At 25.8% G+C, this 25179-nt stretch carries 23 protein-coding genes; 16 read left to right on the forward strand and 7 right to left on the reverse strand.

Annotated features, from left to right (window positions below; genetic code table 11):
• Positions 1–79: 79 nt before the first annotated feature.
• Positions 80–685 carry a TetR/AcrR family transcriptional regulator gene (locus AC4FQW_RS00225; protein ID WP_303128317.1) on the forward strand — a complete coding sequence of 202 codons (606 nt, stop codon included), beginning with the start codon at positions 80–82 and terminating at the stop codon, positions 683–685.
• A 43-nt stretch (positions 686–728) separates the two neighbouring features.
• Here the strand turns inward: AC4FQW_RS00225 and AC4FQW_RS00230 are convergent, their stop codons facing one another.
• Together AC4FQW_RS00230 and AC4FQW_RS00235 are read right to left on the reverse strand one after the other, a co-directional pair.
• Positions 729–1349 carry a DUF4397 domain-containing protein gene (locus AC4FQW_RS00230; RefSeq protein WP_491146738.1) on the reverse strand — a complete coding sequence of 207 codons (621 nt, stop codon included), beginning with the start codon at positions 1347–1349 and terminating at the stop codon, positions 729–731.
• A gap of 8 nt (positions 1350–1357) precedes the next feature.
• Complete coding sequence (locus AC4FQW_RS00235; protein WP_303128328.1) at positions 1358–1897, reverse strand: hypothetical protein; 540 nt, start codon at positions 1895–1897, stop codon at positions 1358–1360.
• 135 nt (positions 1898–2032) lie between these two features.
• Here AC4FQW_RS00235 and AC4FQW_RS00240 point away from each other — a divergent pair, with 135 nt between their 5' ends.
• Entirely contained in the window at positions 2033–3337 is a 1305-nt protein-coding gene (locus tag AC4FQW_RS00240) for an aminotransferase class V-fold PLP-dependent enzyme (protein WP_303128330.1), read from the forward strand.
• A gap of 24 nt (positions 3338–3361) precedes the next feature.
• Positions 3362–3628 (forward strand): hypothetical protein, encoded by a 267-nt coding sequence (locus AC4FQW_RS00245; RefSeq protein ID WP_491146739.1) that lies wholly within the window; start codon positions 3362–3364, stop codon positions 3626–3628.
• Positions 3629–3672: 44 nt separating this feature from the next.
• Here AC4FQW_RS00245 and AC4FQW_RS00250 read toward each other — a convergent pair whose 3' ends face one another.
• Positions 3673–4890 carry a 6-phosphofructokinase gene (locus AC4FQW_RS00250; protein WP_491146740.1) on the reverse strand — a complete coding sequence of 406 codons (1218 nt, stop codon included), beginning with the start codon at positions 4888–4890 and terminating at the stop codon, positions 3673–3675.
• Between the two features lie 269 nt (positions 4891–5159).
• Here AC4FQW_RS00250 and AC4FQW_RS00255 point away from each other — a divergent pair, with 269 nt between their 5' ends.
• Positions 5160–5579: a Fur family transcriptional regulator gene (locus AC4FQW_RS00255; protein WP_303128336.1), complete on the forward strand. Its 420-nt coding sequence runs from the start codon at positions 5160–5162 to the stop codon at positions 5577–5579.
• Positions 5580–5595: 16 nt separating this feature from the next.
• Here AC4FQW_RS00255 and AC4FQW_RS00260 read toward each other — a convergent pair whose 3' ends face one another.
• The 3 genes from AC4FQW_RS00260 to AC4FQW_RS00270 form a co-directional block, all read right to left on the reverse strand.
• Positions 5596–6390, reverse strand: coding sequence for a metal ABC transporter permease (locus AC4FQW_RS00260; RefSeq protein WP_303128339.1), 795 nt, complete (start codon positions 6388–6390; stop codon positions 5596–5598).
• Positions 6391–6406: 16 nt separating this feature from the next.
• Positions 6407–7081, reverse strand: a complete 675-nt coding sequence (locus tag AC4FQW_RS00265; RefSeq protein WP_491146741.1) for a metal ABC transporter ATP-binding protein — start codon at positions 7079–7081, stop codon at positions 6407–6409.
• Positions 7082–7153: 72 nt separating this feature from the next.
• Positions 7154–7531, reverse strand: coding sequence for a hypothetical protein (locus AC4FQW_RS00270; protein ID WP_491146742.1), 378 nt, complete (start codon positions 7529–7531; stop codon positions 7154–7156).
• Between the two features lie 159 nt (positions 7532–7690).
• On the opposite strand from AC4FQW_RS00270, the gene AC4FQW_RS00275 reads away from it, so the two are divergent.
• The 4 genes from AC4FQW_RS00275 (at position 7691) to AC4FQW_RS00290 (ending at position 11678) form a co-directional block, all read left to right on the forward strand.
• The gene (locus tag AC4FQW_RS00275) at positions 7691–8095 is read left to right on the forward strand and encodes a DUF6762 family protein (protein WP_491146743.1); all 405 of its coding nucleotides are present in this window, start codon (positions 7691–7693) and stop codon (positions 8093–8095) included.
• 99 nt (positions 8096–8194) lie between these two features.
• Entirely contained in the window at positions 8195–9991 is a 1797-nt protein-coding gene (pepF, locus tag AC4FQW_RS00280) for an oligoendopeptidase F (RefSeq protein ID WP_491146744.1), read from the forward strand.
• A 99-nt stretch (positions 9992–10090) separates the two neighbouring features.
• A complete protein-coding gene (locus AC4FQW_RS00285; RefSeq protein WP_303128357.1) occupies positions 10091–11059 on the forward strand; it encodes a rhomboid family intramembrane serine protease in 969 nt (322 codons plus the stop codon).
• A gap of 16 nt (positions 11060–11075) precedes the next feature.
• Positions 11076–11678, forward strand: coding sequence for a DUF2238 domain-containing protein (locus tag AC4FQW_RS00290; RefSeq protein WP_491146745.1), 603 nt, complete (start codon positions 11076–11078; stop codon positions 11676–11678).
• 30 nt (positions 11679–11708) lie between these two features.
• Here the strand turns inward: AC4FQW_RS00290 and uvsE are convergent, their stop codons facing one another.
• Complete coding sequence (gene uvsE / locus AC4FQW_RS00295) at positions 11709–12947, reverse strand: UV DNA damage repair endonuclease UvsE (RefSeq protein ID WP_491146746.1); 1239 nt, start codon at positions 12945–12947, stop codon at positions 11709–11711.
• 161 nt (positions 12948–13108) lie between these two features.
• On the opposite strand from uvsE, the gene gdhA reads away from it, so the two are divergent.
• From gdhA to recJ, 8 genes are all read left to right on the forward strand, one after another.
• A complete protein-coding gene (gene gdhA, locus AC4FQW_RS00300; RefSeq protein WP_491146747.1) occupies positions 13109–14455 on the forward strand; it encodes an NADP-specific glutamate dehydrogenase in 1347 nt (448 codons plus the stop codon).
• Between the two features lie 226 nt (positions 14456–14681).
• Positions 14682–16070, forward strand: a complete 1389-nt coding sequence (locus AC4FQW_RS00305; RefSeq protein WP_303128367.1) for a glycosyltransferase family 2 protein — start codon at positions 14682–14684, stop codon at positions 16068–16070.
• A gap of 212 nt (positions 16071–16282) precedes the next feature.
• Complete coding sequence (gene tpx / locus AC4FQW_RS00310) at positions 16283–16780, forward strand: thiol peroxidase (RefSeq protein ID WP_491146748.1); 498 nt, start codon at positions 16283–16285, stop codon at positions 16778–16780.
• A gap of 116 nt (positions 16781–16896) precedes the next feature.
• On the forward strand, positions 16897–17934 hold the full coding sequence (gene mnmH, locus AC4FQW_RS00315; protein WP_303128372.1) for a tRNA 2-selenouridine(34) synthase MnmH: 1038 nt from the start codon (positions 16897–16899) through the stop codon (positions 17932–17934).
• Between the two features lie 13 nt (positions 17935–17947).
• Positions 17948–19897, forward strand: coding sequence for a DNA gyrase/topoisomerase IV subunit B (locus AC4FQW_RS00320; protein WP_303128374.1), 1950 nt, complete (start codon positions 17948–17950; stop codon positions 19895–19897).
• Between the two features lie 20 nt (positions 19898–19917).
• Entirely contained in the window at positions 19918–22824 is a 2907-nt protein-coding gene (locus tag AC4FQW_RS00325; RefSeq protein ID WP_303128377.1) for a DNA topoisomerase IV subunit A, read from the forward strand.
• Positions 22825–22852: 28 nt separating this feature from the next.
• Positions 22853–23398 (forward strand): DJ-1 family glyoxalase III, encoded by a 546-nt coding sequence (locus AC4FQW_RS00330; RefSeq protein ID WP_491146749.1) that lies wholly within the window; start codon positions 22853–22855, stop codon positions 23396–23398.
• A 14-nt stretch (positions 23399–23412) separates the two neighbouring features.
• Positions 23413–25179, forward strand: coding sequence for a single-stranded-DNA-specific exonuclease RecJ (recJ, locus tag AC4FQW_RS00335; protein ID WP_491146750.1), 1767 nt, complete (start codon positions 23413–23415; stop codon positions 25177–25179).

Here is a 25179-nt window from a genome sequence, read left to right on the forward strand (position 1 = left end):
ATTACATAAATAGAGGTTTTAATATCCTTTAATAGGTGATAATATAAATATAATTATAAGTATTTTTATGGAGGATAATATGAGGGAAAATAATATAGTTAGTACTTTACTTTTGAAAAAGAAAAAAAAAGAATTAGATTTGTATAATTCGGCTTATGAGCTTTTTAAAAACAAGGGGATTAATAATACATCTATAGATGAAATAGTAAAAAAAGCTGGGGTTGCAAAGGGGACATTTTATTTATATTTTAAAGATAAGTATGATGTTGTAGATAAATTAATTAACTTAAAAAGCTCAATGTTAATAAAAAAAGCTTATCAGCAAACTCAAAGTAAAAATTTTAAAGAGTTTGAAGATATGGTATTTTACTTTATAGAATATATAATAGATTATTTTAAGGGGGACAAACTTTTATTAAAGGTTATAAATAAAAATTTCTCTTATGCTATACATAAAGATTCTAAACTTTTAGAGAGTAATAAAGAAGTAAAAGAAATAATAGATGTATTTTTAGAAGAATTATCTAAAAAAGGGATTAAGAAAGAAGAAGGAGAAATAACATTATTCATGATATTAGAGCTAGTTGGAAGTGTATGTTATAGTTCAATAATTTTAAATGAGCCAGCAGATATAGAAGTTATAAAACCTATTTTATTTAAGAAGGTTAGATGTATGCTTAGATAATTTTGAAAGGAGCTATCACTTCAAGATAAGCTCCAAAATTAAATTATTTATCACCGTCTTTTGCAAGTATATAACCAAGTTGAGGTTCACCTTTTAATAAGCCTATAATATATAATGTTTCAAATTCTCCAGGAACTAAAGATACGTCATTTAATGTCTTAGTAGTTATATTACTATCTGAAAATAGTAAATCAAAATCATATATTCCAGGGGATAGAGGATAATAGCCGGTTGTCTCTAAATACTCAACTTCATTAAATAGGGGATCAGAATTTTTAAGTGATAATGTAAGAAGTGGAGAATTTTGAGATAAATTTATAAATCTTAAAAAAGATATTTCAGAGTTAGTTTTACTACCTGCATCTTTTAAGCTAAATAATGAAAGATTAGAATTATTAGTTACTAAACTTACAGTATATACGTTAGAAGGTAGTAAAGTTATATTTTCTTTTAAAATTGGATTATCGTATGTTCCAGCTTTAAAGAGTTCTATTAAGTAAGTATCAGGAGCCATATTTACATATTGAGTTAATGTACCAAATTTAACATTTGATGCTAATAAAGAACCGTTAGCATATATATCATAAGATTCGGCTCCTGAAACTGCGTGAATAAATCTAATTTTACATGATAAGTTAGGAAGATTAGAATTTAATAAAAACATTTAAACACCTACTCTCTATAACAATACATATTTGTTAATTTTATAATTCTTTTTATTAGAGTTTTAGCAATCGGAAATGGAATCCTATAAGATTGCATAGTTTTTAAAATCATTGGATTATTAACTCTAATTTTTTCGAATATTTCATTTGGATTACATTTGTTTTGAGGTACTGGTCTAAATTTATTATCATTACAAATATCTATAAGGTCATTTTCATCTAAATCCATATCAAAATTTCTTAAAATTTCAGTTGGTATAGGAACATTAAATTCATTTTCCAATTCAGTACTAACTGCTTTGTTATAACAATAAAGTTCATTATTTTTACCTAAAGCATCTTCTATAGCTTGTTTTCTTAAGTCAAATTGAAAACCAAAACCTTCAGGAAGTTTATTATCAAAGTTTAAAAAATTATCTAATTTTATTGAATCAACGTTTGGACTAAATCCTGAACTTAAATTTCTAAAGGATGAATCTATATTAAAAGTTTCAAAGATAGGCTCATCTTCTTCTAGAAAATACATATATTTTTTATCTGGTTTCATTTTTTACCTCCAAAGAATAATATATATTAAATATATGAATTTAAAATATTGTTGTTACTTATACATATTCTTAAATTTTATTATATAGAACAATATAAGTTAGGGTGAGTACTATATAGTGGGGAGGTTGTTTAAATGGAAATGTATCGAAATGAATTAAGAGAAAAGATTATAGGTTTAGATAGTAAAATTACATTGAAAAATGGTAATAAATCATGTCAAATAAATTTTGATAATGCTGCCACAACACCTCCATTAAAGAGCGTGATTGATTATATAAATTTATTATCAAATTATTATGCATCTATAGGAAGAGGAACAGGGCAGAAGGCAAGTTTTACAACAAAAATTTATAATGAAGCAAGGGAATATCTTTTAGATTTTTTCAATATAAAAAACAAAGATAAATATACAGTTATATTTGTTCATAACACAACAGAAGGAATAAATAAAATTGCTCAAACATTAGTAAATAAAAAAGATGTAGTATTAACAACAAGAATGGAACACCATTCAAATGACCTTCCATGGAGAGAAAATTCTAAAGTTGATTATGTAGAGGTTGATGAACTTGGAAGAATAGATTTTAATTCTTTAAATGAAAAAATTAATGAATATAATGGTAATATAAAATTTTTAAGTATAACTGGTGCATCAAACGTAACAGGTTATATGAATGAAATTTATAAAGCTAGTAAATTAATTCATAAAGCTGGTGGAAAAATAATTGTTGATGGAGCCCAATTAGTTCCTCATGTAAAGGTAGATATGAGTGGAAAAAGCTCAGATGATTATATAGATTTTTTAGTTTTTTCAGCTCATAAATTATATGCTCCTTTTGGAGGAGGAGCAATAATATGTAAAAAAGATGAATTTAATTCAAAGAAACCTAATATGCAAGGTGGTGGGACTGTTGAATTAGTAAAGGATTTTGATGTAGAATATTTAAATACTCCAGAAAAGAATGAAGCTGGAACACCTAATTTTTTTGGTGTAGCATCTTTAGTTAAAGCTTTAGAAGAATTAGATAAAATAGGCTTTAATAAACTTATTGCTAGGGAAAAAATGTTATTAGGAGTATTAAATGAAGGACTTAAAAATATAAATAATATAGTGCTTTATGGAGACTGTAAAAATATACAAGACAGATTAGGTATAGAAGTATTTAATATAAAAGGTATTTATCATAGAGATGTAGCAAAACTTTTAGCAGAACACAAAGGAATAGCAGTTAGACATGGGTGGTTTTGCGCTCATCCATATTGTAGAAGGCTTATGGGAATTGATGAGGTTAAAGCTTCTGAGTATCTTATGGATAATTCAAAGAAAATGTATGGAATGGTAAGAGTTAGCCTTTCTCCATATAATACAATAGATGAAATATATGATTTATTAAATGAACTTGAATATATATCAAAAAATTATTCTAAAAAAATTTAATAAAATAGAAAAGAGTAGTTAAATATGAGAAGATGTATCTATTGTAATAGAGAAATAGAGATAAAATATTTATTAAAGCAAAAGGATATTAATAAAATAAAATGTCCTTATTGTACTAAAGAGTTAAAGGTGAATAAAATATCTAAGTTATTTGCAGATTCTACCTTAATTTTAATTTCGGTTTTAATAATAATATTTCCTATAAGATATATTACTAAATTTAGCTTTATAGCTTTATGGGTAATATTATTTATCGATTTAATAAGACCTTTATTATATTCATATGAATAAAAGCACAGCGAAGATGCTGTGCTTTTTTACATTATGGTCATATATTATTTATAAAAAACTTTATACTTTGGAAGATTGTTTTCCAAGCATAAAGAAGGAGTTCCTTCAAATAATGGTGAAAAATATTCAAAAGCTTCTTCAGTTAAATTATTTCCATCTTTATTAATCCATTCTTTAGGAAAGTATTTAACATTATTGGCAACTTTAGATGCTTCAACCTCAAAAAATGATGTTTTATAAGGTGAATTACTTTCTCTTTTTATAGCAACCATAGAACCATTTTTATTATCCATAGCATACTTTAATGCTTCATATCCAGCAAGGTAAGCTTCTTCGATATCAACCTTTGAAGCACAGTGCATAGCACATCTTTGAAGTACACCAAGTTCTAATGCTTTAACTCTAGTTGTAATACCAGCAGTTAATATAAGGTTTCTTAAGCATTCGCTTACTCCACCTAATTGGGTATGTCCAAAAGTATCTTGTGAGATACAGTTAAATTCAGTTATAAATTTCCCATTTTCATCTTTTAATCCTTCTGAAACGACAATATATACTTGATTTTGTTCTTCAAATTTTTTTCTTACATCAATTAAAAATTTTTCTTTATCAAAAGCTACTTCAGGAAGATAAATAAAATCAGCAACTTGTCTACCATTAATTTTTGCACAACATGCAGATGCTGCAAGCCAACCAGTATCTCTTCCCATTGTTTCAATAATAAATATTCCGTTATTAGTATATACTGATGCATCAAGATAAGTTTCAAGAACTACAGTTGAAATAAATTTTGCAGCACTTGCAAAACCAGGAGTGTGATCAGTATACATTAAATCATTATCTATTGTTTTAGGAATTCCTATAAATTTTATGTTTAAACCATTTTCTTTAGCATATTTAGATAACTTCGCAGTTGTATCCATTGAATCATTTCCGCCTACATAGAAAAATGCTTCTATATCTAATTTAGATAAAATATCTAATAATTTATCATATTCTTCAGTTGAATCTTCAATTGGCTTTAATTTATATCTACAAGATCCTAATCCTGATGATGGAGTGTATGTGAATGTATTTAATTCATCACAACTTTTAGAGGACAATTCTATAATATTATTTTTTAGTATGCCTTCAATTCCGTTTAATCCGCCATATACTTTATCATATAATTTTAATTCCTCATTTGCTTTAACTAAACCAACTACACTTGAATTAATTACTGAAGTTGGACCTCCTGATTGTGCTATAATACAATTTGACATAAATACTCTCCTTTAGAACAACATATATTTAGTATATGTGATATACTATTTAAAAATTAATCTACTCTGTTTATTAATATACAATAAAAAATGTATAAAATAAAGTATTTTTATTAAAAAAATTAAAAAATATATTATTTTAAATTAATTTTTAAAATAGAATATACTAAAAGAAAATAAATTTTTACATACCTATTCCTTTAAAAATACATAAATAAGTGTTAATATTTAAATATAAAATCTTTTAAATTTAGGGTGGAGTATATTTAATGGATATTCAAAAGATACTAAGAGGTAAAAAAATAAAAGTAACTAAGGCTAGAATGGAAATTTTAAAAGTCTTATTAGATAAAAAAGATGGCATAACAGCTGAAGAAATTTTAGGAGTATGTAAAGATGAAGGGGTAAATATAAATTTAAGTACAGTATATAGAACTTTAGATTCTTTTCATGAGAATAAAATTGTTGATAAATATATTTTAGAAGATGGAGTATCATCTTATAAAATTCATAAGCATAATCATAGCCATTTATTAGAATGTGATATATGTCATAAAGAAGTTGAAATGCCATGTCCTATAGGGCAAATAGAAGAGTTAATAAAAAGACAAACAGGATTTACATTAACAGAGCATAATATTGAAATAAAAGGAATATGCGAAGAGTGTAAAAAAACATCTCAAAAATAAATTTTGAGATGTTTTTTTATTTAGAAAATAAATTTTTAATAAGAATTGTTAAAAGTAGAGTAAATACAGACACTATAGCAATAGTACCACCTGGTGCACTATTTATATAATAAGATAAGACTAGTCCAAACATTATATCAAATAAACCAAATAATATTGAAAAAATAAGTGTTTTATTAAAATTTTTATTCAATTGTATTGCTGTTGCAACTGGAACTACTATTATTGAAGATATAACAAGTATCCCCATTATTCTTATTGACATTGATATAGTTGCACCTATTAGCATAGTAAAAATATAGTTTATAAGTTTAACTCTTATTCCAGAAGTTTTAGCACCTTCTTCATCAAAAGTAACATATAACAGTTTATTATATATTAAAAGAAGAATAGCTAAGCATATAAATCCTGTTATAAGTATTAAAATAATATCTTGTTTAGTTACTGTAAGTATACTTCCAAATAAAAAAGAATTAACATTTGCAGATGCTTTTCCGCTACTTATAAGAATTATAGCTATACCTAAACTAAGTGTAAGTACTATGGACATTACAAGTTCTGCATAACGTTTATAATAATCTCTTAAAAACTCTATTATTATTGCACAAAGTGTAGTAAATAAAAATGCTGTTATAATTGGATTAACCCCTATAACAAGACCTATTGCAACTCCTGCAAAAGATGAGTGTGACAGAGTATCACCAATCATTGAATACCTTCTTAAAACTAGAAATAATCCTATAAAAGGACATAGTATAGATATAACAGAACCAGCTATGAAGGCATTTCTCATAAAATCTAATTCAAACATAAAAAGCTCCTTTCTATTATAGATTTAAAATTTTTTTGTCAAATGAAGCTCTATGCTTTAAATAGTCTTCTTTAGTATATAAAGTTGGAGAGCCATTTATTACTTCAAGTATATGAGTTGAATATTTTAAAGCCATATCAATATTATGTTCTACTGAAATTATAGTTTTACCGTTTTCTGTATTTAATTTATGAAGTAAAGAATAGATTGATGATTGATTTTTATAATCAACTCCTGTTGATGGTTCATCTAAAATAATAAGTTCAGGATTTCCCATAAGAGCTCTAGCAATAAAAATTCTTTGTTGTTGACCACCTGATAAACTTCCTATTAATTTATTTGTAAATTCTATCATATTAACTTTATCTAGAACTTTTTTAATTTCATTTTTGTTACATACTCCAATTGATTTACCATGAGTTTTTAATATTTCGTATACAGAAATAGGGAATTGAGAGTTAAAGCTTTCTAATTTTTGAGGAACATAAGCTATTCCTTTAGCATTAACATCTATAGTTCCAGAGGTTGGCTTTAAAAGACCTAATATAAGTTTTAATAAAGTAGTTTTTGCACTACCATTTTCTCCAACTATCGAAAGATAAACACCCTTAGGTATTTTTAAATTAACATTATCTATAAGATAAGGAGGTTTATTTGTATATGAAAATGTAAGATTATTTATATCAATCATATTATCATCTCCTAAAAAATAATTACTCCTTATTATACACTTTTGTGCAAATGATTTGCAAGTTTAATAGGGTTATTTTAATAAATATGAGTTTTCTAATTTCCAGTGATTATTAGAGTATTTTAAATGGCACTCAACCTTCAGAGATTCATGTGGTTTATTTTTTGATAGGCCTGAAATCTCAACAACAGCAGAATTTCCATCTGAAAATTTAAGTTTCATAGTTTGAACTCTTAGTAATGCATTGTCAATATTAGATGTCATAATATATTCAACAGCAGAAGAAATATCTTGACACTTTATATAGGCATATACTTTTTTTGTAGTAAATACAGTAATTAAAGAAATTGATAAAATTAAAATAAAAAATGCTCTTCTTCTTTTTTGCATACGTATATATTTTTCTTTTCTAGTAAGTCTTCTATTTCTTTTTATTTTAGCTTTTCCCATAATATCTCCCCCAAAAAATACCTTATAATAAAATATTACCATATTTTACCATAAAGTAAATATGTAAAGAATATTATATTAAATTATTTCATAAATTAGTAAGTATGGTTTATAATAAAAACAAATAATAAATTAGGCAGAATAGAAAGGATGTAAACTATGGATTTTTCAAGTTTAGTTTTAATGGAAAAAGATAAAGAAACAGGTTTTATAAAGAAGGAGTTAGGAAGCTATAGTGTAGATGAAAGTGCTTTATTTGTAAAAAAGTTTTTTTTAGAAGGTGAAGAAGTTAATCTTTATTTTGATACTAATAAAGATGTTGAAGAATGGGAATATTCAGCTATATATGATTTGTTTAATAAAGATGTTTTTGAGGAAAAGGGATATAAAGTAGAAGAAGATTTAGATGAATATAACCCTACATTTATTTTAAAATTTGATTATGTAGATGACCATAATAAAATGCAAGATAAAGTTAATGAAATTTTATCTTTAATTTCAAATGAAATGGAAGCTGTATTTAACAATATAAAAGGAAAAGAAGAAGAATATAAAGAAGATTAGAATTTTTTTTAAAACATATAATAAAATTAGTGCTAAAACATAACGGGTGAAGCTCAAAATATAGCTTCACCTATTAATATAATAAAAGGAGGAAAGAGAATGGCAAATGATATATTAAAAAATAGAAATGAAATAAAAGAAGAAGATAAATGGCAAATAGAAAAAATATATAATTCAAAAGAAAAATGGGAAGATGAGTTTGAATTTTTAAAAAAGGAAGCACCAAAACTTAAAGAATTTAATGGAAAATTAAATAATCCTAAAAATATTGTAGATTATTTAAAAGAAACAGAAAAACTTTCAAGATTTGCAGAAAAATTATATGTATATGCCCATTTAAAAAGTGATGAAGATACTACAAATAATGAAAATCAAGCTAGAATGAGTAAAATTGATAGTTATATGGCTGAATTTTCAAGTTATACAGCATATTTTGTTCCAGAAATACTTTCACTTGGAGAAGAGTATATTAAATCAGCTATGGAAACAGAAGATGAGCTTAAAAAATATAAATTTATATTTGAAAGCATTTTAAGTGAAAAAGATCATGTTTTAAATAAAGAAATGGAAGAACTTATGGCTAAAGTATCAGATTGTTTAGATGCTCCAAGTTCAATTCAAAATATATTAAGTAATGCAGATATGACTTTTCCAGAAATAGAGGATGAAAACAAAAAACTTATAGAGCTTACAGAAGGAAACTACTCTGGTTTTATAAAATCTAAAGATAGAAAAGTTAGAGAAGAAGCATTTAAAGCATTATTTGGTTCATATAATAAATTAAAAAATACTTTTGCAACAACTCTTACATCATCAATAAAAAATTTCTATTTTAATGCTAAAGTAAGAAATTATAAATCATGTTTAGAAGCCTCACTTAAACCTAATAATATACCTGTAGAAGTATATAAAGAGGCTGTTAACACTATAAATAAACATTTAGGATCTCTTCATAAATATGTGTCCTTAAAGAAAAAGATGCTTGGTCTTGATGAAATGCATATGTATGATTTATATGTTCCAGTTATTGAGATAGAAAAGGAGCATATAGAATTTGATGAAGGTGTAAAAATTGCAAAAGAGGGTTTAAATCCACTTGGAGAAGAATATCTTCATATATTTGAAGAAGGAATTAATTCAGGATGGATAGATAAATATCAAAATAAAGGTAAAAGAGGGGGAGCATATTCTTGGGGTTCATATGATACAATGCCTTATGTACTTCTTAACTATAATTTTGAATTAAATGATGTATCTACATTGGTACATGAAATGGGTCATTCAATACATTCATATTATTCAAGAAAGACTCAACCTTATTTTTATGCAGGATACACTTTATTTTGTGCAGAAGTAGCTTCAACAACAAATGAAGCATTACTTATACACTATTTAATAGAAAAAGAAACGGATAGAAATAAAAAATTATATTTAATAAATCAAGAGCTTGAGCAAATAAGAACTACAGTATTTAGACAATTAATGTTTGCAGAATTTGAGTTATTTTCTCATGAAAGTATAGAAAGTGGAAATCCACTTACAGCTTCTGAATACTCAAATAAATGGCATGAATTAAATAAAAAATATTTTGGTGATGATATAATAATTGATGAAGAAATTGATATTGAATGGGCTAGAATACCACATTTCTATTCAGATTTTTACGTATATCAATATGCAACAGGATATGCAGCAGCATCAGCATTTGCAAATTCAATATTAAATAAAGAGGAAAATGCAGTAAATAGATATATAGAATTCTTAAAAAGTGGAGGAAAAGATTATCCTATAAATTTACTTAAAAATGCTGGTGTAGATATGACAACATCAAAACCTTTAGAAGCTACAATAAATAGATTTAACGAATTATTAGAAATGTTAGAAAAAACTTTATAATATTAACAAGAGGCAATCTAAAATATATTTTATTAGATTGCCTTATTATATAATAATCTTTTATAATGGTAATATTATGAATGTACTTTAGGAGGAGATATGAAAAATTTAAAAAATAAAATTTATTCTTTTCTTGCTAATACACAAGGATTTTATATGAATCAATATTATAGTAATTTTCATAATGATAACTTATGGATTGCATTAAAAGATGTTGAAGGTGGTATTTATGCTGTAATAATATCAAAAGATTCAGAAGAAGATATAGATTATGATGAAGCATATAATTATTTAAAAACTTTAGGAAAAAATTTTTTGTTAAATATTTTAGTATTGGTTAATGATAATTATATAAACTCATATAAAAATAAATATAGCAAGATTGTATACAATACTATTACTAAAGAGGTTTTGTTTTGTAGTGAAAGTGCTATTCCTCTTAAAGAATGTATTAATATTATAGATAAAGAAAATGATATAAATAAAAGAGTTAAAATATTTAAAGAATATCCTGTTACAATGATACTTATATTAATTAATGTAATTATCTTTATAATAACAGCTATATTATCAAAAAGTATTATTGATATAAATACTATTGTTTTAGTTGAATGTGGAGCAAAAGTAAATTATTTAATAAATAAAGGACAGATTTTTAGACTTTTAACAGCAGCATTTCTACATGGAGGAATAATGCATATATTATTTAATATGTATTCTTTATATATAGTAGGTACAGTTGTTGAAAAGATATATGGTTGGAAGAAATACATTAGTATTTATATATTATCAGCATTAACATCAAGTATTTTAAGTTATATGTTAGCACCTATGACTATATCAGTTGGGGCATCAGGAGCTATATTTGGTATTTTAGGAGCTTTCTTATATTTTGCAATTAAAGAAAGAAAACATCTTCAAAGAGGTACTTTAGGAAATATTATAGCAGTTATAGTTTTAAATCTTTATATTGGATTTACATCAACAAGTATAGATAATTTAGGTCATATAGGCGGATTTTTAGGAGGATTTATACTGTCAATATTCTTATATAAAGATAGAGATTAGAAAGGAGAGTAATAAGATGAAAAAGTTAAGCTATGATAGTATAATAACTTATGGATTTATTGTTTTAGTAGCAATAACAGGTATCTGGGATTTTATATATAGAGGTGGAGTAAAATTTCCTAGAATATTACTTATAATTGCTACAGTTATTGGGGTTAAATTACTATTTAAATTTACTTTCTTAAAAAAATGTAAAATGCTTTATGTTTGTGTTATTATTTTTATATTCTTTTCAATGTATCTAGCCAATGTATTAGATTTTTATTCCATAAATGGCTATGATAAAATACTTCACTTTGCATCAGGCTTTCTAATAGGTATATTTGGATTTGCACTTTATGTATTTTTATTTGGAATAAAAAATAAAAATTCAAAAAGTATAGCTGTTGTAATATTTACTATTATGTTTTCTATTGCATCAGCAGGAGCGTGGGAGATATGGGAGTTTACTACAGATCAATTATTTGGACTTATGGCACAAAATGGGTTACATGATACTATGTATGATATTATACTTGGTAGTTTAAGTGGGATAATAGTATCAATTCCGATTTATTTATATACAAAAGGAAAGAAGTTTAAAATTTTAGATAAAATAGTTAAGGAAATAGAAGATTAAAAGTAGGAGTTTTTTCTCCTACTTTTTTGTTTAAACATAAAAATAATACATAGAAATCATATTATATAAATTTTTCTTTTGGCATAATTTATATAAATAATTTTTTCCTTTTATAAAGTCCTTATTTTGTATTAATTTATTAAAATGATTTATTTCAAAGTTAGATAATAAAGGTTCTAATTTAAAATATATTTCTTTCAATGCTAATATATAAGTATCTTCATTTGAAGTTTTATAATAAAGGCTTTCTATAAATGAATAGAATTTATTAAATCCATAAGTATTTAATAAGTATTCTCCTTTTTCATAAGCAAATTTATCTTTTTCTTTTAAATAAAATTCATAAGTGGTTAGTTCATTTTTTATATCTAATATATTAGTTAATTTATTATATTCTTTAAATAAATTAATAGCTTTTATTGCTGAAAAATCTTTATCTTTAACTTCTAGCATTATATCTATATCAAAATTTTGAGTTTCTAAAATATAATCTAATATTTTTTGAGAAGTTATAGTAAAAGAATGAGAACCTTGTTTTTTATTAATATCTTGTTCGCTGTAATGAACTTTTATATTTCCATCAGTACATTTCCAAGAGTGTTTTATTTTACTTAAAATTGAGCATGGATTTTCATAAAATCCCTTAAAGCAATAATTATGCAAATTATCATAAACTATTGGTATAGAACATTTTTCACTAATATATATTAAATCATCAATACTATAGTTTTTTTCATCATTTTCTATAACTAATCTATTTTTTATATTTAAAGGAAGAGAGTTGTAAGTATTTATAAAGTTATTTATTGCTGTGGGCTTATCATTATATATACCACCAATATGCAAAATTATTTTATGTTTATTATCTAAGTCAAAACTATCTAGAAATTTAGTATGATATTCTAAATCCTTTATAGATTTTTTTACTGTATCAGAGTTATTGCTATTTATTACTGTGTATTGACCAGGATGCATAGAAACTCTTATATTATTTTTTTTAATAAAATTACCTATAATTTTTAGTTTATCTTTAAATTCATAACTCCAATTAAAATTGTTTATAGGATGACTGCCAAAAGGTATAATATCAGAAGCGATTCTAAATAAATATATATCATTCGATATATTATATTTTAAAATTTTTAAAAGGTCATCTAAGTTTGAATTAATTTTTTCTATAAGTAATGTTTCATTATAGTTTTTTATTGAAAAACTTCTATTAGTTCTATTTGGTATTTTTAAAGGGATACATGCATAACCTATTTTCATAATTACTCTCCAAGCATATTTATTTTTATATATAGTTTTAGAAACTATTATAGAAAAAATTCATGAATTTAAAGGAATAATTTTTAAAAATATATAATTATATGGAAAATTATATAGAAAAGTTGTATTATATAAATAAAATATTTAAGGGGGCTTAAATTATGAATGGACAAAAATATGTAGAAAATGTATTAGAATTAGTAAAGCAAAGAAACTATGGTGAAAACGAATTTATAGATGCAGTAACAGAGGTATTAAATTCTTTAGTTCCTGTATTAGATAAAAATCCAGAGTTTATTAAAAATGGAATATTAGAAAGAATTGTAGAACCAGAAAGACAAATTTTCTTTAGAGTACCTTGGGTTGATGATGAAGGAAATGTTAGAGTTAACAGAGGGTTTAGAATTCAATTTAATAGTGCAATAGGACCATACAAGGGAGGACTTAGATTCCATCCATCAGTAAATCAAAGTATAATAAAGTTTTTAGGTTTTGAGCAAATATTTAAAAATTCACTTACAGGATTACCAATAGGTGGTGGCAAGGGAGGATCAGATTTTGATCCAAAAGGAAAGTCTGATATGGAAGTCATGAGATTTTGTCAAAGCTTTATGTCAGAACTTTGTAGACATATAGGCAGCGATATAGATGTACCAGCTGGAGATATTGGAGTTGGAGCAAGAGAAATAGGATACATGTATGGATATTATAAAAAAATAAGAAATTTAAGTGAGCAAGGTGTATTAACAGGAAAAGGCTTAACTTACGGTGGAAGTCTTGGAAGAAAAGAAGCTACAGGTTATGGATTAGTATATTTTGTAGATGAAATGCTAAGAGATAAAGGAGATAGTTTTAAAAATAAAAGTGTTGTAATATCAGGCTCAGGAAATGTTGCTATATATGCATCAGAAATGGTAAAAGAATTAGGTGGAAAAGTTGTTGCACTTAGTGATTCAAATGGATACATATATGATGAAAATGGAATTAATTTAGATGTTGTAAAAGAAATAAAAGAAGTTAAAAGAGGTAGAATAAAAGAATATATAGATTATGTTAAAACTGCAAAATATGAAGAAGGTCACAGAAATATATGGAAAATAAAATGTGATATAGCTCTTCCATGTGCAACGCAAGGAGAAATAAATAAAGAGTCAGCAGAAATACTTGTTAAAAATGGAGTATTGTTAGTTGCAGAAGGAGCTAATATGCCATCAAGTTTGGAAGCTATAGAAGTATTTCAAAATAATAATGTAATGTTTGGACCTGCTAAAGCAGCAAATGCTGGAGGGGTTGCATGTTCAGCTCTTGAAATGTCACAAAATAGTATGAGATTATCATGGACTAAAGATGAAGTTATAGAAAAACTTAAAGACATTATGAGAAATATATATATAAACTCAAGAGATGCAGCTAAGGAGTATGGAGAAGAAGGAAATTTATTAATGGGAGCAAATATAGCAGGATTTTTAAAAGTTGCTGAAGCAATGGTTACACAAGGAATAGTATAATATATGTAAGAATAGGTTTAGTAAATTCTAAACCTATTTTTTATAATTATAAGAAAGTCAAACATAAATTTATAAAATGGAAAATTAACTATAAATTCTTAAATAAATTTAATTTTTATATACTTGATTTTTATGTTATATTGAATTATATTTAAAAGGATGTATTTTAGAGAAAATAGAAAAATGAATGGGGAAGAATTTCCATTTGTCATTAGGAGTGAATTTAATGGGAAAGATAATTTATGCCGTAACAGCAATTTTTCAATTCTTAGTATTTTTCATAACTATGTATTATTTAGTATTGGCTTTCTTTGGGCTATACAGAAAAAAAGAAAAGAAAAATTATACGCCAACTAAAAAGTTTGCTATGATTGTAGCGGCACATAATGAAGAAGTAGTTATAGGCAAACTTATTGATAGTATGCAAAAACTAAATTATCCAAAAGAATTATATGATGTTTTTGTAATTGCTGATAACTGTACAGATAAAACTGCGGAAATATCAAGAAAACATGGTGCAAATGTTTTTGAACGTTTTAATAAAGACAAGAGAGGTAAAGGATACGCTCTTGAGTGGATGTTTGATAAACTTTTTAAAATGGATGATAAATATGACGCTATATGTATATTTGATGCAGATAATCTAGTTCATGAAGACTTTTTAAAAGAAATAAACTCAAAGATGTTAGAAGGATATAAAGTTGTACAAGGATATATAGATAGTAAAAATCCAAATGACTCTTGGATTGCAACTTCATATTCAATAGCATTCTGGTCACAAAATAGAATGTTCCAATTATCAAGAAATAATGTTGGATTATCAAATCAATTAGGTGGTACTGGATTTGCTATAGATACAAATATGTTACAAAAATTAGGATGGGGTGCAACATGCCTTACAGAAGATTTAGAGTTTACTTGTAAACTTGTATCTCATGGAGAGAAGGTTGGTTGGGCACATGATGCAAGAATATTTGATGAAAAACCATTAACTTTGAAGCAATCATGGTCACAAAGAAAAAGATGGATGCAAGGGTTTGCTGATGTATCATCAAGATATTTCTTTAAATTAATAAAAGAATCTATTAAAAAGAGAAAATGGTATATGTTTGATTGTGCACTTTATGTATTACAACCATTTGTAACACTTTTATTAGCGGCATCAGCTATACTTACATTAATTCAAGGTAATTTTGGAACATCAGATATATTTGTAATAAGTAATGTATTTAGTGATATTGGATGGAAAGTATTTATAATTTGTCAATTCTTAGTAACACCTTTAGTTTTAAAATTAGAGAAAAAAGTTTCAATGGGATTCTTTGCGATAATATTTATATATTCAATGAATGTATTTATATTACCAATATTATCAAGCATGTTAGATGGCCAGTTTGCCTTTTGGATTGTAACTGCATTATTTAATTTAATTATGCTTATAATTACATTTATTGCTTTAGGAAAAAGTGGTTTAATATTATTTATAAGATTCCTATTATATGGATTGTATACTTTAACTTGGATTCCAATTACAATTCAAGGTATACTAAATAAAAATAATAAAGAATGGAGCCATACTAAACACGTAAGAAATGTTGAGATATGCGATTTATAAAAAGATTTAAGGTTTTTTACCTTAAATCTTTTTTTAATAAAAATAAATAGTTTTGATAATAATAATATTGTTGTTTATAGATTTTTCAATTAATAAAATATTAAAAAAATTTATATTGAAATTATTTTGGTTAATTGTATAATATATTTATAAATAATGATTGTTAAATAAAAAGAGATATTATATAAAAAATATGAGAAGGAGAGATTTATATGAATATAAAATTAAATGGAGAAAAGGTAACATTAAGAGGAAGTGAAATTAGAGTTGGTCAAGAAGCACCAGATTTTATAGTTTCAAACGTTGACTTAAAACCAGTTACATTAAAAGATACAAAAGGTAAAAGAGTATTTTTAACTGTTCCATCAATAGATACACCAGTATGTGATTTAGAGGTTAAAAGATTTAATAAAGAAGCAGAAAAATATAAATATACTACAATATATGTAGTTTCAGTAGATTTACCATTTGCTCAAGCTAGATGGTGTGGATCTGAAGATGTTGATAATGTAATTACTTTATCAGACTATAAAGATAGAAGTTTTGGAGAAAACTATGGTGTATACATAGAAGAAGTAGGATTTTTAGCAAGAGCAGTATTTGTTGTTGATGAAGATAATAAAGTTATATATACAGAATATTGTGAAAATGTAAGTGATCATCCAAATTATGATAAAGTTTTAAAGGTTTTAGATAACTTAAGTAAATAATAAATTAATATTAACTTAAAAAAGTCGTACAAACATATGTACGACTTTTTTTCTTTTTTAATTTGATAAAAATGTGATAGAATAGAATGGTTAATAATTTGAATAGGAGTTTTGATATGTTTAACATAATAGATTACGAGAAAATAGCAGATGATAAAAATTGTATTTTTGTTGATGTTAGAAGCGAAAGTGAATTTAATAAATCAACAATAAAGGGAGCAATAAATATACCAGTTCTTTTAGATGATGAAAGGGCAGAAGTAGGTACTCTTTATGTTAGAAAGTCAGTAGAAGAAGCAAGAAGTAAAGGGATTGAATTTATTTCAAAGAGACTTCCAGAAATTTTTAATAAGATGCAAGATTTATATAAGATAAGAAATAAAAAAATTATAGTATTTTGCTCAAGGGGTGGAATGAGAAGCGGAAGTATATATTCTTTATTATATTCATTGGGTATAAAGGTATATAAATTAAGAGGTGGATACAAAGCTTATAGAAATTATATAAATGAAAACTTTGAAAAAATAAATGAAGATGTTAAATATATAGTATTACATGGTAAAACAGGAGTTGGAAAAACTGAATATTTAAAGGCTTTAAAAGAAAGAGGATATGATATTTTAGATCTTGAAGGTGCAGCTAATCATAGAGGTTCATTTTTAGGTGCAGTAGCTCTTGGTGGATGTAATTCTCAAAAAAAATTTGAAACAGAAATTTTTGAAACACTTAAAAATAGAAAAACCAACTTAGTATTTGTTGAAGGCGAAAGTAAAAGAATAGGTAATGTAATAATTCCAGATTTTATATGGAACTCAATGAATAATAATAGTATAAGAGTATGCATAGAAGATTCTATAGAAAATAGAAGTAAATTATTGATAAATGAATACATAAATGGTGAAGATAGTGTAAAAGAGCTTATTAATGCTTTAAATAATTTAAAGAAATATATAAGTGGAAAAAGAATAGACGAATATAAAAGTTTATTAGAAAAAGGAGATTATAAAACTGTATGTGAAGAACTTATGGTTAAATATTATGATCCTCTCTATTTAAATGGGTTTAAGGTAAAGGAGTTTTATGAAACTATAATTAATGAAAATAAAGAAGATACGATAAATAAATTAATTGATATATATAATAAAAATTCTTAGCATGGAGGTAATGATGGTAAAGGAAAGTAAAGTATCATATGATGTTACTGATTTAACGTCTTTAGAAAAATTAGAACCAGTAAGGATAAGACCAGGAATGTATATAGGTTCTACAGGAAGCAAGGGTTTACATCATTGCGTTTGGGAAATATTGGATAACTCTATAGATGAAATATCAAATGGTTATGGAAGTAAAGCAACTATTATTTTAAATAAAAATAAAAGTGTAACTATAATTGATGATGGAAGAGGAATACCAACAGGGATACATCCTATTAAAAAAAAGAGTGGAGTTGAGATGGTTTATACTGAACTTCATACTGGTGGTAAATTTAATAATAAAAATTACAAAACTTCAGGTGGATTACATGGAGTTGGAGCTGCTGTTGTAAATGCTCTATCTAAATGGGTAGAAGTAGAAGTTCATCAAAACGGTAATATTTATAAGCAAAGATTTGAATATGCTTATGATAAAGAACTTAAAAAAGATATGCCAGGAACTCCTGTAACTTCTTTAGAAGTCATTGGAAAATGTAAAGATACAGGTACTAAGGTTACTTTTTTGCCTGATAAAGATATATTTTCAACAACTGAATTTAAGTTTGACATAATAGATGAAAGACTTCAAGAATTAGCATTTCAAAATAAAGGAATGAAACTAGAGCTTATAGATAATAGAAAAGATGAGGAAGTTAAAAAAGAATATTATTCAGAAAGAGGTCTTTTAGATTTTATAGAATATTTAAATGAAAGTAAGATACCACTTCACAAAGATCCAATATTATTTGAAGGTGATAAAGAAATTGGTGGTATATTTATGTCAGGAGAAGTTTGTATACAATTTACAGATTCAACAACTGATAATATAGCAAGTTATGTTAATAATATACCAACAACTGAAGCTGGTACTCATGAAACTGGATTTAAGACAGGTATGACTAGAGCTTTTAAAGAATGGTCTAAAAAACTTGGGCTTGTTAAAGAAAAGGATAAAGAGTTTGAGGGCGATGATTTAAGAGAAGGTATGACTGCCATAGTTAGAATAAAAGTTTCAAATCCAGTTTTTGAAGGGCAAACTAAAACTAAGCTTGGAAATGCAGAAGCATATACTATGATGAATGAACTTGCATATACTAAGCTTTCAGAATGGATAGAAGATAATAAAGATTTAGCATCTAAAATAATAAATAATGCATTATCAGCAGCTCAAAGAAGAGAGAAAATTAAAAAAATAAATGAAGCTGAAAAGAAAAAAATAGGAAAGGGAACTGCTCCACTTGCTGGTAAAGTAGCAGTTTGTACAGGAAGATCTAAAGAATACAATGAATTTATAGTTGTGGAAGGAGATTCAGCTGGAGGTTCAGTAAAGCAAGCTAGAGATAGAAGATTTCAAAGTATAATGCCATCAAAAGGTAAAATAATGAATACAGAAAAGCAAAAACTTGAAAATGTACTAGCTTCAGAAGAGTTAAAAATATTTAATACAGCTATAGGTACAGGAACTTTAGATAATTATAGTGAAGATGATTTAAAATATAACAAAATAATTATTATGAGTGATGCTGACGTAGATGGATACCATATAAGAACTTTATGGATGACTTATATATATAAATATATGAGACCATTAATTGCAAATGGTCATTTATATTTAGCTATGCCACCTCTTTATAAAGTTTATAAAAAGGTTAAAGGCAAGGAAGTAAGCAAATATGCTTATTCAGATGAAGAACTTGAAGATGTTAAAAAGGAAATAGGAAAAGGTGCTCTTATTCAAAGATATAAAGGACTTGGGGAAATGAATCCTGATCAACTATGGGATACAACTTTAAATCCAGAAACTAGAACTTTACTTCAAGTTACAATAGAAGATGCAGCAAAAGCTGAAAAAATGGTATCACTTCTTATGGGAGATATAGTTGAGCCTAGAAGAAAGTATATGTACAAATATGGAGAATTTTAAAATAGAAATGGAGTAATGTTATGGCTAAAAAAGTTAATAATATACCGATAGATAGAAATATAATAAGAGTTCCACTTGAAGAAGCTATGCCAGATAATTATTTGCCTTATGCTATAGAAGTTGCAAAAGATAGAGCACTTCCAGATGTAAGAGATGGGCTTAAACCAGTTCATAGAAGAATTCTTTATGGAGCTTATCTTTTAAAGGCATTTCCAGATAGACCTTATTATAAATCAGCAAGAATAGTTGGAGATATTTTGGGTAAATTTCATCCCCATGGGGATTCATCAGTATATGATGCTATGGTAATACTTGCGCAAAATTTTTCAACTAGAGAACCTCTAATAGATGGTCATGGTAACTGGGGTTCAATAGATGGAGATGGAGCTGCTGCTATGAGATATACAGAAGCAAGACTTGCTCCTATTGCAATGGAAATGATAAGAGATATAGATAAAGATACTGTTGATATGGTTCCAAACTATTCAGATAGTGAAATGGAACCAACGGTGCTTCCAAGTAGATATCCAAATCTTTTAGTTAATGGAACCTTTGGGATAGCGGTTGGACTTGCAACCAATATACCTCCACATAATTTAGGAGAAGTTACAGAAGGAGTATTAGCATATATTGATAATCCTGAAATAACAACAGAAGGGCTTATGGAATACATAAAAGGTCCAGACCTTCCAACTGGTGGAGTATTAATTGGTAAAAATTCATTAAAATCTGCTTATGCAACAGGTGAAGGAAAGGTAACTTGTAGAGCTAAGACATCTATAGAAACATTAGAAAATGGAAGGTTAGGTATTGTAATTACTGAATTCCCATATAGAAGAAATAAATCAAAACTTCTTCAAGTAATTTCAGAAATGACAGCTGATAAAAAGCATGCTAAAGTTTTAGAGGGAATAACAGATATAAGAGATGAATCGGATAGAAATGGGATTAGAGCCGTTATAGAATTTAAAAAAGCATTTACAGAAGTTGAAGTAGAAAAAGTTTTAAAATATTTATTTAAAAGAACAGATCTTCAATGTAATATAAGTTTTAATATGGTTGCATTAGCTAATGGAAAACCAGAAACTATGGGACTTAAGACTATAATAAGTCATTACGTTAACCATCAAAAAGAGATAGTTACTAGGAGAACTAAAAAAGAGCTTGAAATAGCGGAAAAGAGATTTCATATAGTCGAAGGTTTTATAAAAGCTATAGATATTATGGATGAAGTTATAAAAACAATTAGGGCTTCAAAATCTAAAAAAGATGCATCAGAAAATCTAATTAATAATTTTGGATTTACAGAAATACAATCTGGTGCAATACTTGAACTTATGCTTTACAGACTTACTGGTCTTGAAATAAAAGTATTTAAAAAAGAGTATGAGGAACTTTTAAAATTAATAAAAAAATTAAAGAAAATATTATCAGAAGAAAAAGAACTTTTAAAAGTAATAAAAAAAGAACTTAAAGAGGTTACTGATAAATATAAAAATGATAGAAGGACTAAAATTATAGAAGATGATAGTGAAGCAAAAATAGATGTTGAAGAACTTATAGTTATTGAAGACGTAATGGTTACATTATCAAAGGATGGATTTATAAAGAGAATCCCAACTAAAAATTATATAAGATCAAATCAAGATGTAAATCTTATTGAGTATAGAGAAGGAGATAAACTTAAGTTTTTATTTGAATCAAATACAAGAGACAACATATTACTATTTACCAATAAAGGTAATATGTATCAAATTAAAGGTATAAATATTCCGGAGGGTAAATGGAAAGATAAAGGTGAAAAGTTAGATACTTTAATTAAGACTATTAATTTAGAGGAAGAGGAAATATTATTTGTAACATCTCAAACTACATTTAGTCCTAATAAATATGTTCAATTTATAACAGATAGAGGAATAATAAAGAAAACATCATTAGATAAATTCCAAACTTCATATACTAAGCTTCAAGCTTTAAAACTTAAAAATGAAGAAAATGTTATAAATGTAATTGTATTAAATGAAGAAGAAAATAAAGAGTTCTTAAAAGTAAAAACTAAACTTGGATTAGAGTTTAATTTAGAACTTAAAGAAATAATAGAAACTCCTAGAAATGTATTAGGAAGTGAATTATTTAAACTTGTAGATAAAGATAAGGTTATAGAATGTAAATATGTAGATAAATTAGAAGTTAAAGAGTTTATAGTCGGTGTAACTAATAAAAATACTTTAAAAGTATTTTCAAGAATGAATAAAAATGATGATTTAAAAACTTATACTGATACTTTAAGTGATATATTATTATTCACAAATAAAGGTAAATCATTTAAAGTAAAATCATTTATAATAGATAGTGTTACTAAAAATGATATTGAATTAAATAAAGTAATTGATGGTTTATTAAAAGGTGAGAAAATTATTAAAATAGTTTCTTTAAAAGAATATAGTGATGATTTAGCAGTTTATGCAACTATAAATAGTGGTCTTATAAAAAAGACATTATTAAATGAGTTTAATAATAATTTTTCAGAAACTCAATATTATAAATTAAAGCATGAAGATGATGAAGTTGTATCTGTTCAAATAAGTAAAGTAAATAATGGTCAAATAGTACTTATAACTAAAAAAGGAATGGCAATTCGTTTCTTATCATCTAATATAAATACTATGGGTAAAATTGCATCAGGAGTAACTGGAATAAGTTTAAAAGAAGATGATGAAGTTATATATGCTAAAGTTATTGATATTAATAATGATGAAATAGCAATTACCACTGATTTTGATAAGACTTTTACATTAATAACATCTAATAAAGATACTAAAGAAATAAACTTAACTGATATAAAATTACAAAATAGAGCAGGTAGAGGAACTGATATTATGATAGTTTCTTTAGATGATGAAATAAAAACTATACAATATAATTAAATATTAATTTTAGAAAGGATGAGTATTTATGAAAAAAGTTTGTGTATTACTAGCAAATGGTTTTGAAGAAATTGAAGCATTAACAGTTGTTGATGTTTTAAGAAGAGCTAATATAGAATGTGAACTTGTATCAATTGAAAAAGAATATGTTACTGGAGCACATAATATAACAGTCAAAGCTGATGTTTTAATTGATGATATAAAAAATGTAGATATGTTAATACTTCCAGGTGGAATGCCAGGAGCTACTAATTTAAGAGATGATTCTAGAGTTATAAATTTAATAAAGAATTTATTAGAAAATAATAAAAAGGTTGCAGCTATATGTGCAGCTCCAATTGTTTTAGAAAAAGCTTCTGTAATAGATGGGGAATGCGTTACATCTTATCCCGGTTTCGAGAATGAATTAAAAGGAGCAAATTACAAAGAAGATTTAGTTGTTGTAAGTGGAAATATAATAACAAGTAGAGGTCCTGCAACTGCATTAGAATTTGCTTATACAATATTAAAAGAATTAGGTTCAGATAAAGCTGAAATTTTAAGAGAAGAAATGTTATATAATTTATTGAAATAAAAAGGTGAATTAGAATGAAAGAGAAGTGGCTAGTAAGAAATAAAAAATCAGAATTTCAAAATTTAGCTAAAGAATTTAATGAAAATAGTCTTATATTAAGGTTATTAGCTAATAGAGGAATTTCTGATAAAAAATCCGCTTCTCTTTTTCTTAGTGGTACAATTTCTGATATGTATGATAGCTTTTTAATGAAGGACTTAGAAAAAGGAGTTAATATAATAAAAGATGCCATAGAAAAAGGGAAGAAGATAGTAATATATGGGGACTATGACTGTGATGGAGTTTGTAGCACCGCCATACTTTATAAAGCACTTAAAAATTTAAATGCAAACTTTGATTATCATATACCTAATAGGGAAAACGAAGGTTATGGTATGAACTCAAATAGAATCAAAATTTTAAAGGATGAAGGAACTGAAATTTTATTAACATGTGATAATGGAATATCAGCTATTGAAGAAGTTAAGTATGCAAAAGAATTAGGTTTATCAGTTGTAATAACAGATCATCACGACATACCTTTTATAGAAGAAGATGGAATTAAAAGAAATATTATGCCAAATGCAGATGCTGTTATAAATCCTAAAAGAGAATATTGTAGTTATCCATTTAAAAGTCTTTGTGGTGCAGGTGTTGTATATAAATTTGTTCAAGGATTATATAAAGCTTTTAACAAAGATGAGGAAGAAATTATAGAACTTTTAGAATATGCAGCTATTGCAACAGTTTGTGATGTAGTAGATATTTTAGATGAAAATAGAATAATAGTAAAAAAAGGTTTGGAACTTATAAATAATACAAATAAAAAAGGTATAAAAGAGCTTATAAAAGTTAAAAAACTTTCAGGTAAAGAAATATCAGAATATCATTTTGGATTTGTTATAGGCCCTTGTATAAATGCTACTGGTAGACTAGAAATTGCAGATATATCTTTAGAACTTTTAATAACAGAAGATGATGAAAGAGCTAAAGAATTAGCGATTAAACTTAATGATTTAAATGAAACTAGACAAGAATTAACAGTTGAAAGCACTGAAAAGGTAATAGAACAAATAGAAGCTACTAAAAAAGAATCAGAAAAGGTAATATTAGTATATCAAGAGGATATACATGAAAGTATTGCTGGAATAGTAGCCGGAAGAATTAGAGAGAAGTATAATCTACCTAGTATAGTTATGACTAGAGGAAAAGATATGCCAAAAGGATCAGGAAGATCCATTGAAGAATACAATATGTTTGAAGAATTGGTTAAATGCAAAGAACTTATATTTAAGTTTGGTGGTCATCCAATGGCAGCAGGTTTATCAGTTGAAGAAAAAAATATACAATTACTTAAGGAAACTTTAAATAAAAATTGTACATTGACAGAAGATGACATAATACCAAAGGTTATTATAGATTCTCCTTTATCATTAGAATATATAGATTTTAATATAATAGAAAAGATTAATGATATGAGACCTTTTGGGAAAGGAAATAATAGTCCTATATTTGCTGTAAAAGATATACTTATAAAAAGAGTAATATTTATGGGAAAAGAAAAGAAATTTTTAAGATTCAAAATTCAAATGAAAGATGGCAAAATGATAGATGGTGTAAATTTTAATAAATATGATTACTTTAAAGAGTTGTATGAAAATAAATATGGAAAAGAACAATTTTTAAAGCTTCAAGATGTAGGATATTGTAACTTTAAGATGGATATATTATACTATCCAGAAGTAAATGAATTTAATGGAAATAGAAATATTCAATTATCTATAAAGAGTTTTAGAATATAA

The organism is Clostridium sp. TJA085 (assembly GCF_058310235.1).

Excerpts from the sequence above, each read along its gene's own strand:
- AC4FQW_RS00225 (WP_303128317.1), top strand. The coding sequence starts at position 80 with ATGAGGGAAAATAATATAGTTAGTACTTTACTTTTGAAAAAGAAAAAA.
- AC4FQW_RS00230 (WP_491146738.1), bottom strand. The coding sequence starts at position 1,349 with ATGTTTTTATTAAATTCTAATCTTCCTAACTTATCATGTAAAATTAGA.
- AC4FQW_RS00235 (WP_303128328.1), bottom strand. The coding sequence starts at position 1,897 with ATGAAACCAGATAAAAAATATATGTATTTTCTAGAAGAAGATGAGCCT.
- AC4FQW_RS00240 (WP_303128330.1), top strand. The coding sequence starts at position 2,033 with ATGGAAATGTATCGAAATGAATTAAGAGAAAAGATTATAGGTTTAGAT.
- AC4FQW_RS00245 (WP_491146739.1), top strand. The coding sequence starts at position 3,362 with ATGAGAAGATGTATCTATTGTAATAGAGAAATAGAGATAAAATATTTA.
- AC4FQW_RS00250 (WP_491146740.1), bottom strand. The coding sequence starts at position 4,890 with ATGTCAAATTGTATTATAGCACAATCAGGAGGTCCAACTTCAGTAATT.
- AC4FQW_RS00255 (WP_303128336.1), top strand. The coding sequence starts at position 5,160 with ATGGATATTCAAAAGATACTAAGAGGTAAAAAAATAAAAGTAACTAAG.
- AC4FQW_RS00260 (WP_303128339.1), bottom strand. The coding sequence starts at position 6,390 with ATGTTTGAATTAGATTTTATGAGAAATGCCTTCATAGCTGGTTCTGTT.
- AC4FQW_RS00265 (WP_491146741.1), bottom strand. The coding sequence starts at position 7,081 with ATGATTGATATAAATAATCTTACATTTTCATATACAAATAAACCTCCT.
- AC4FQW_RS00270 (WP_491146742.1), bottom strand. The coding sequence starts at position 7,531 with ATGGGAAAAGCTAAAATAAAAAGAAATAGAAGACTTACTAGAAAAGAA.
- AC4FQW_RS00275 (WP_491146743.1), top strand. The coding sequence starts at position 7,691 with ATGGATTTTTCAAGTTTAGTTTTAATGGAAAAAGATAAAGAAACAGGT.
- pepF (WP_491146744.1), top strand. The coding sequence starts at position 8,195 with ATGGCAAATGATATATTAAAAAATAGAAATGAAATAAAAGAAGAAGAT.
- AC4FQW_RS00285 (WP_303128357.1), top strand. The coding sequence starts at position 10,091 with ATGAAAAATTTAAAAAATAAAATTTATTCTTTTCTTGCTAATACACAA.
- AC4FQW_RS00290 (WP_491146745.1), top strand. The coding sequence starts at position 11,076 with ATGAAAAAGTTAAGCTATGATAGTATAATAACTTATGGATTTATTGTT.
- uvsE (WP_491146746.1), bottom strand. The coding sequence starts at position 12,947 with ATGAAAATAGGTTATGCATGTATCCCTTTAAAAATACCAAATAGAACT.
- gdhA (WP_491146747.1), top strand. The coding sequence starts at position 13,109 with ATGAATGGACAAAAATATGTAGAAAATGTATTAGAATTAGTAAAGCAA.
- AC4FQW_RS00305 (WP_303128367.1), top strand. The coding sequence starts at position 14,682 with ATGGGAAAGATAATTTATGCCGTAACAGCAATTTTTCAATTCTTAGTA.
- tpx (WP_491146748.1), top strand. The coding sequence starts at position 16,283 with ATGAATATAAAATTAAATGGAGAAAAGGTAACATTAAGAGGAAGTGAA.
- mnmH (WP_303128372.1), top strand. The coding sequence starts at position 16,897 with ATGTTTAACATAATAGATTACGAGAAAATAGCAGATGATAAAAATTGT.
- AC4FQW_RS00320 (WP_303128374.1), top strand. The coding sequence starts at position 17,948 with ATGGTAAAGGAAAGTAAAGTATCATATGATGTTACTGATTTAACGTCT.
- AC4FQW_RS00325 (WP_303128377.1), top strand. The coding sequence starts at position 19,918 with ATGGCTAAAAAAGTTAATAATATACCGATAGATAGAAATATAATAAGA.
- AC4FQW_RS00330 (WP_491146749.1), top strand. The coding sequence starts at position 22,853 with ATGAAAAAAGTTTGTGTATTACTAGCAAATGGTTTTGAAGAAATTGAA.
- recJ (WP_491146750.1), top strand. The coding sequence starts at position 23,413 with ATGAAAGAGAAGTGGCTAGTAAGAAATAAAAAATCAGAATTTCAAAAT.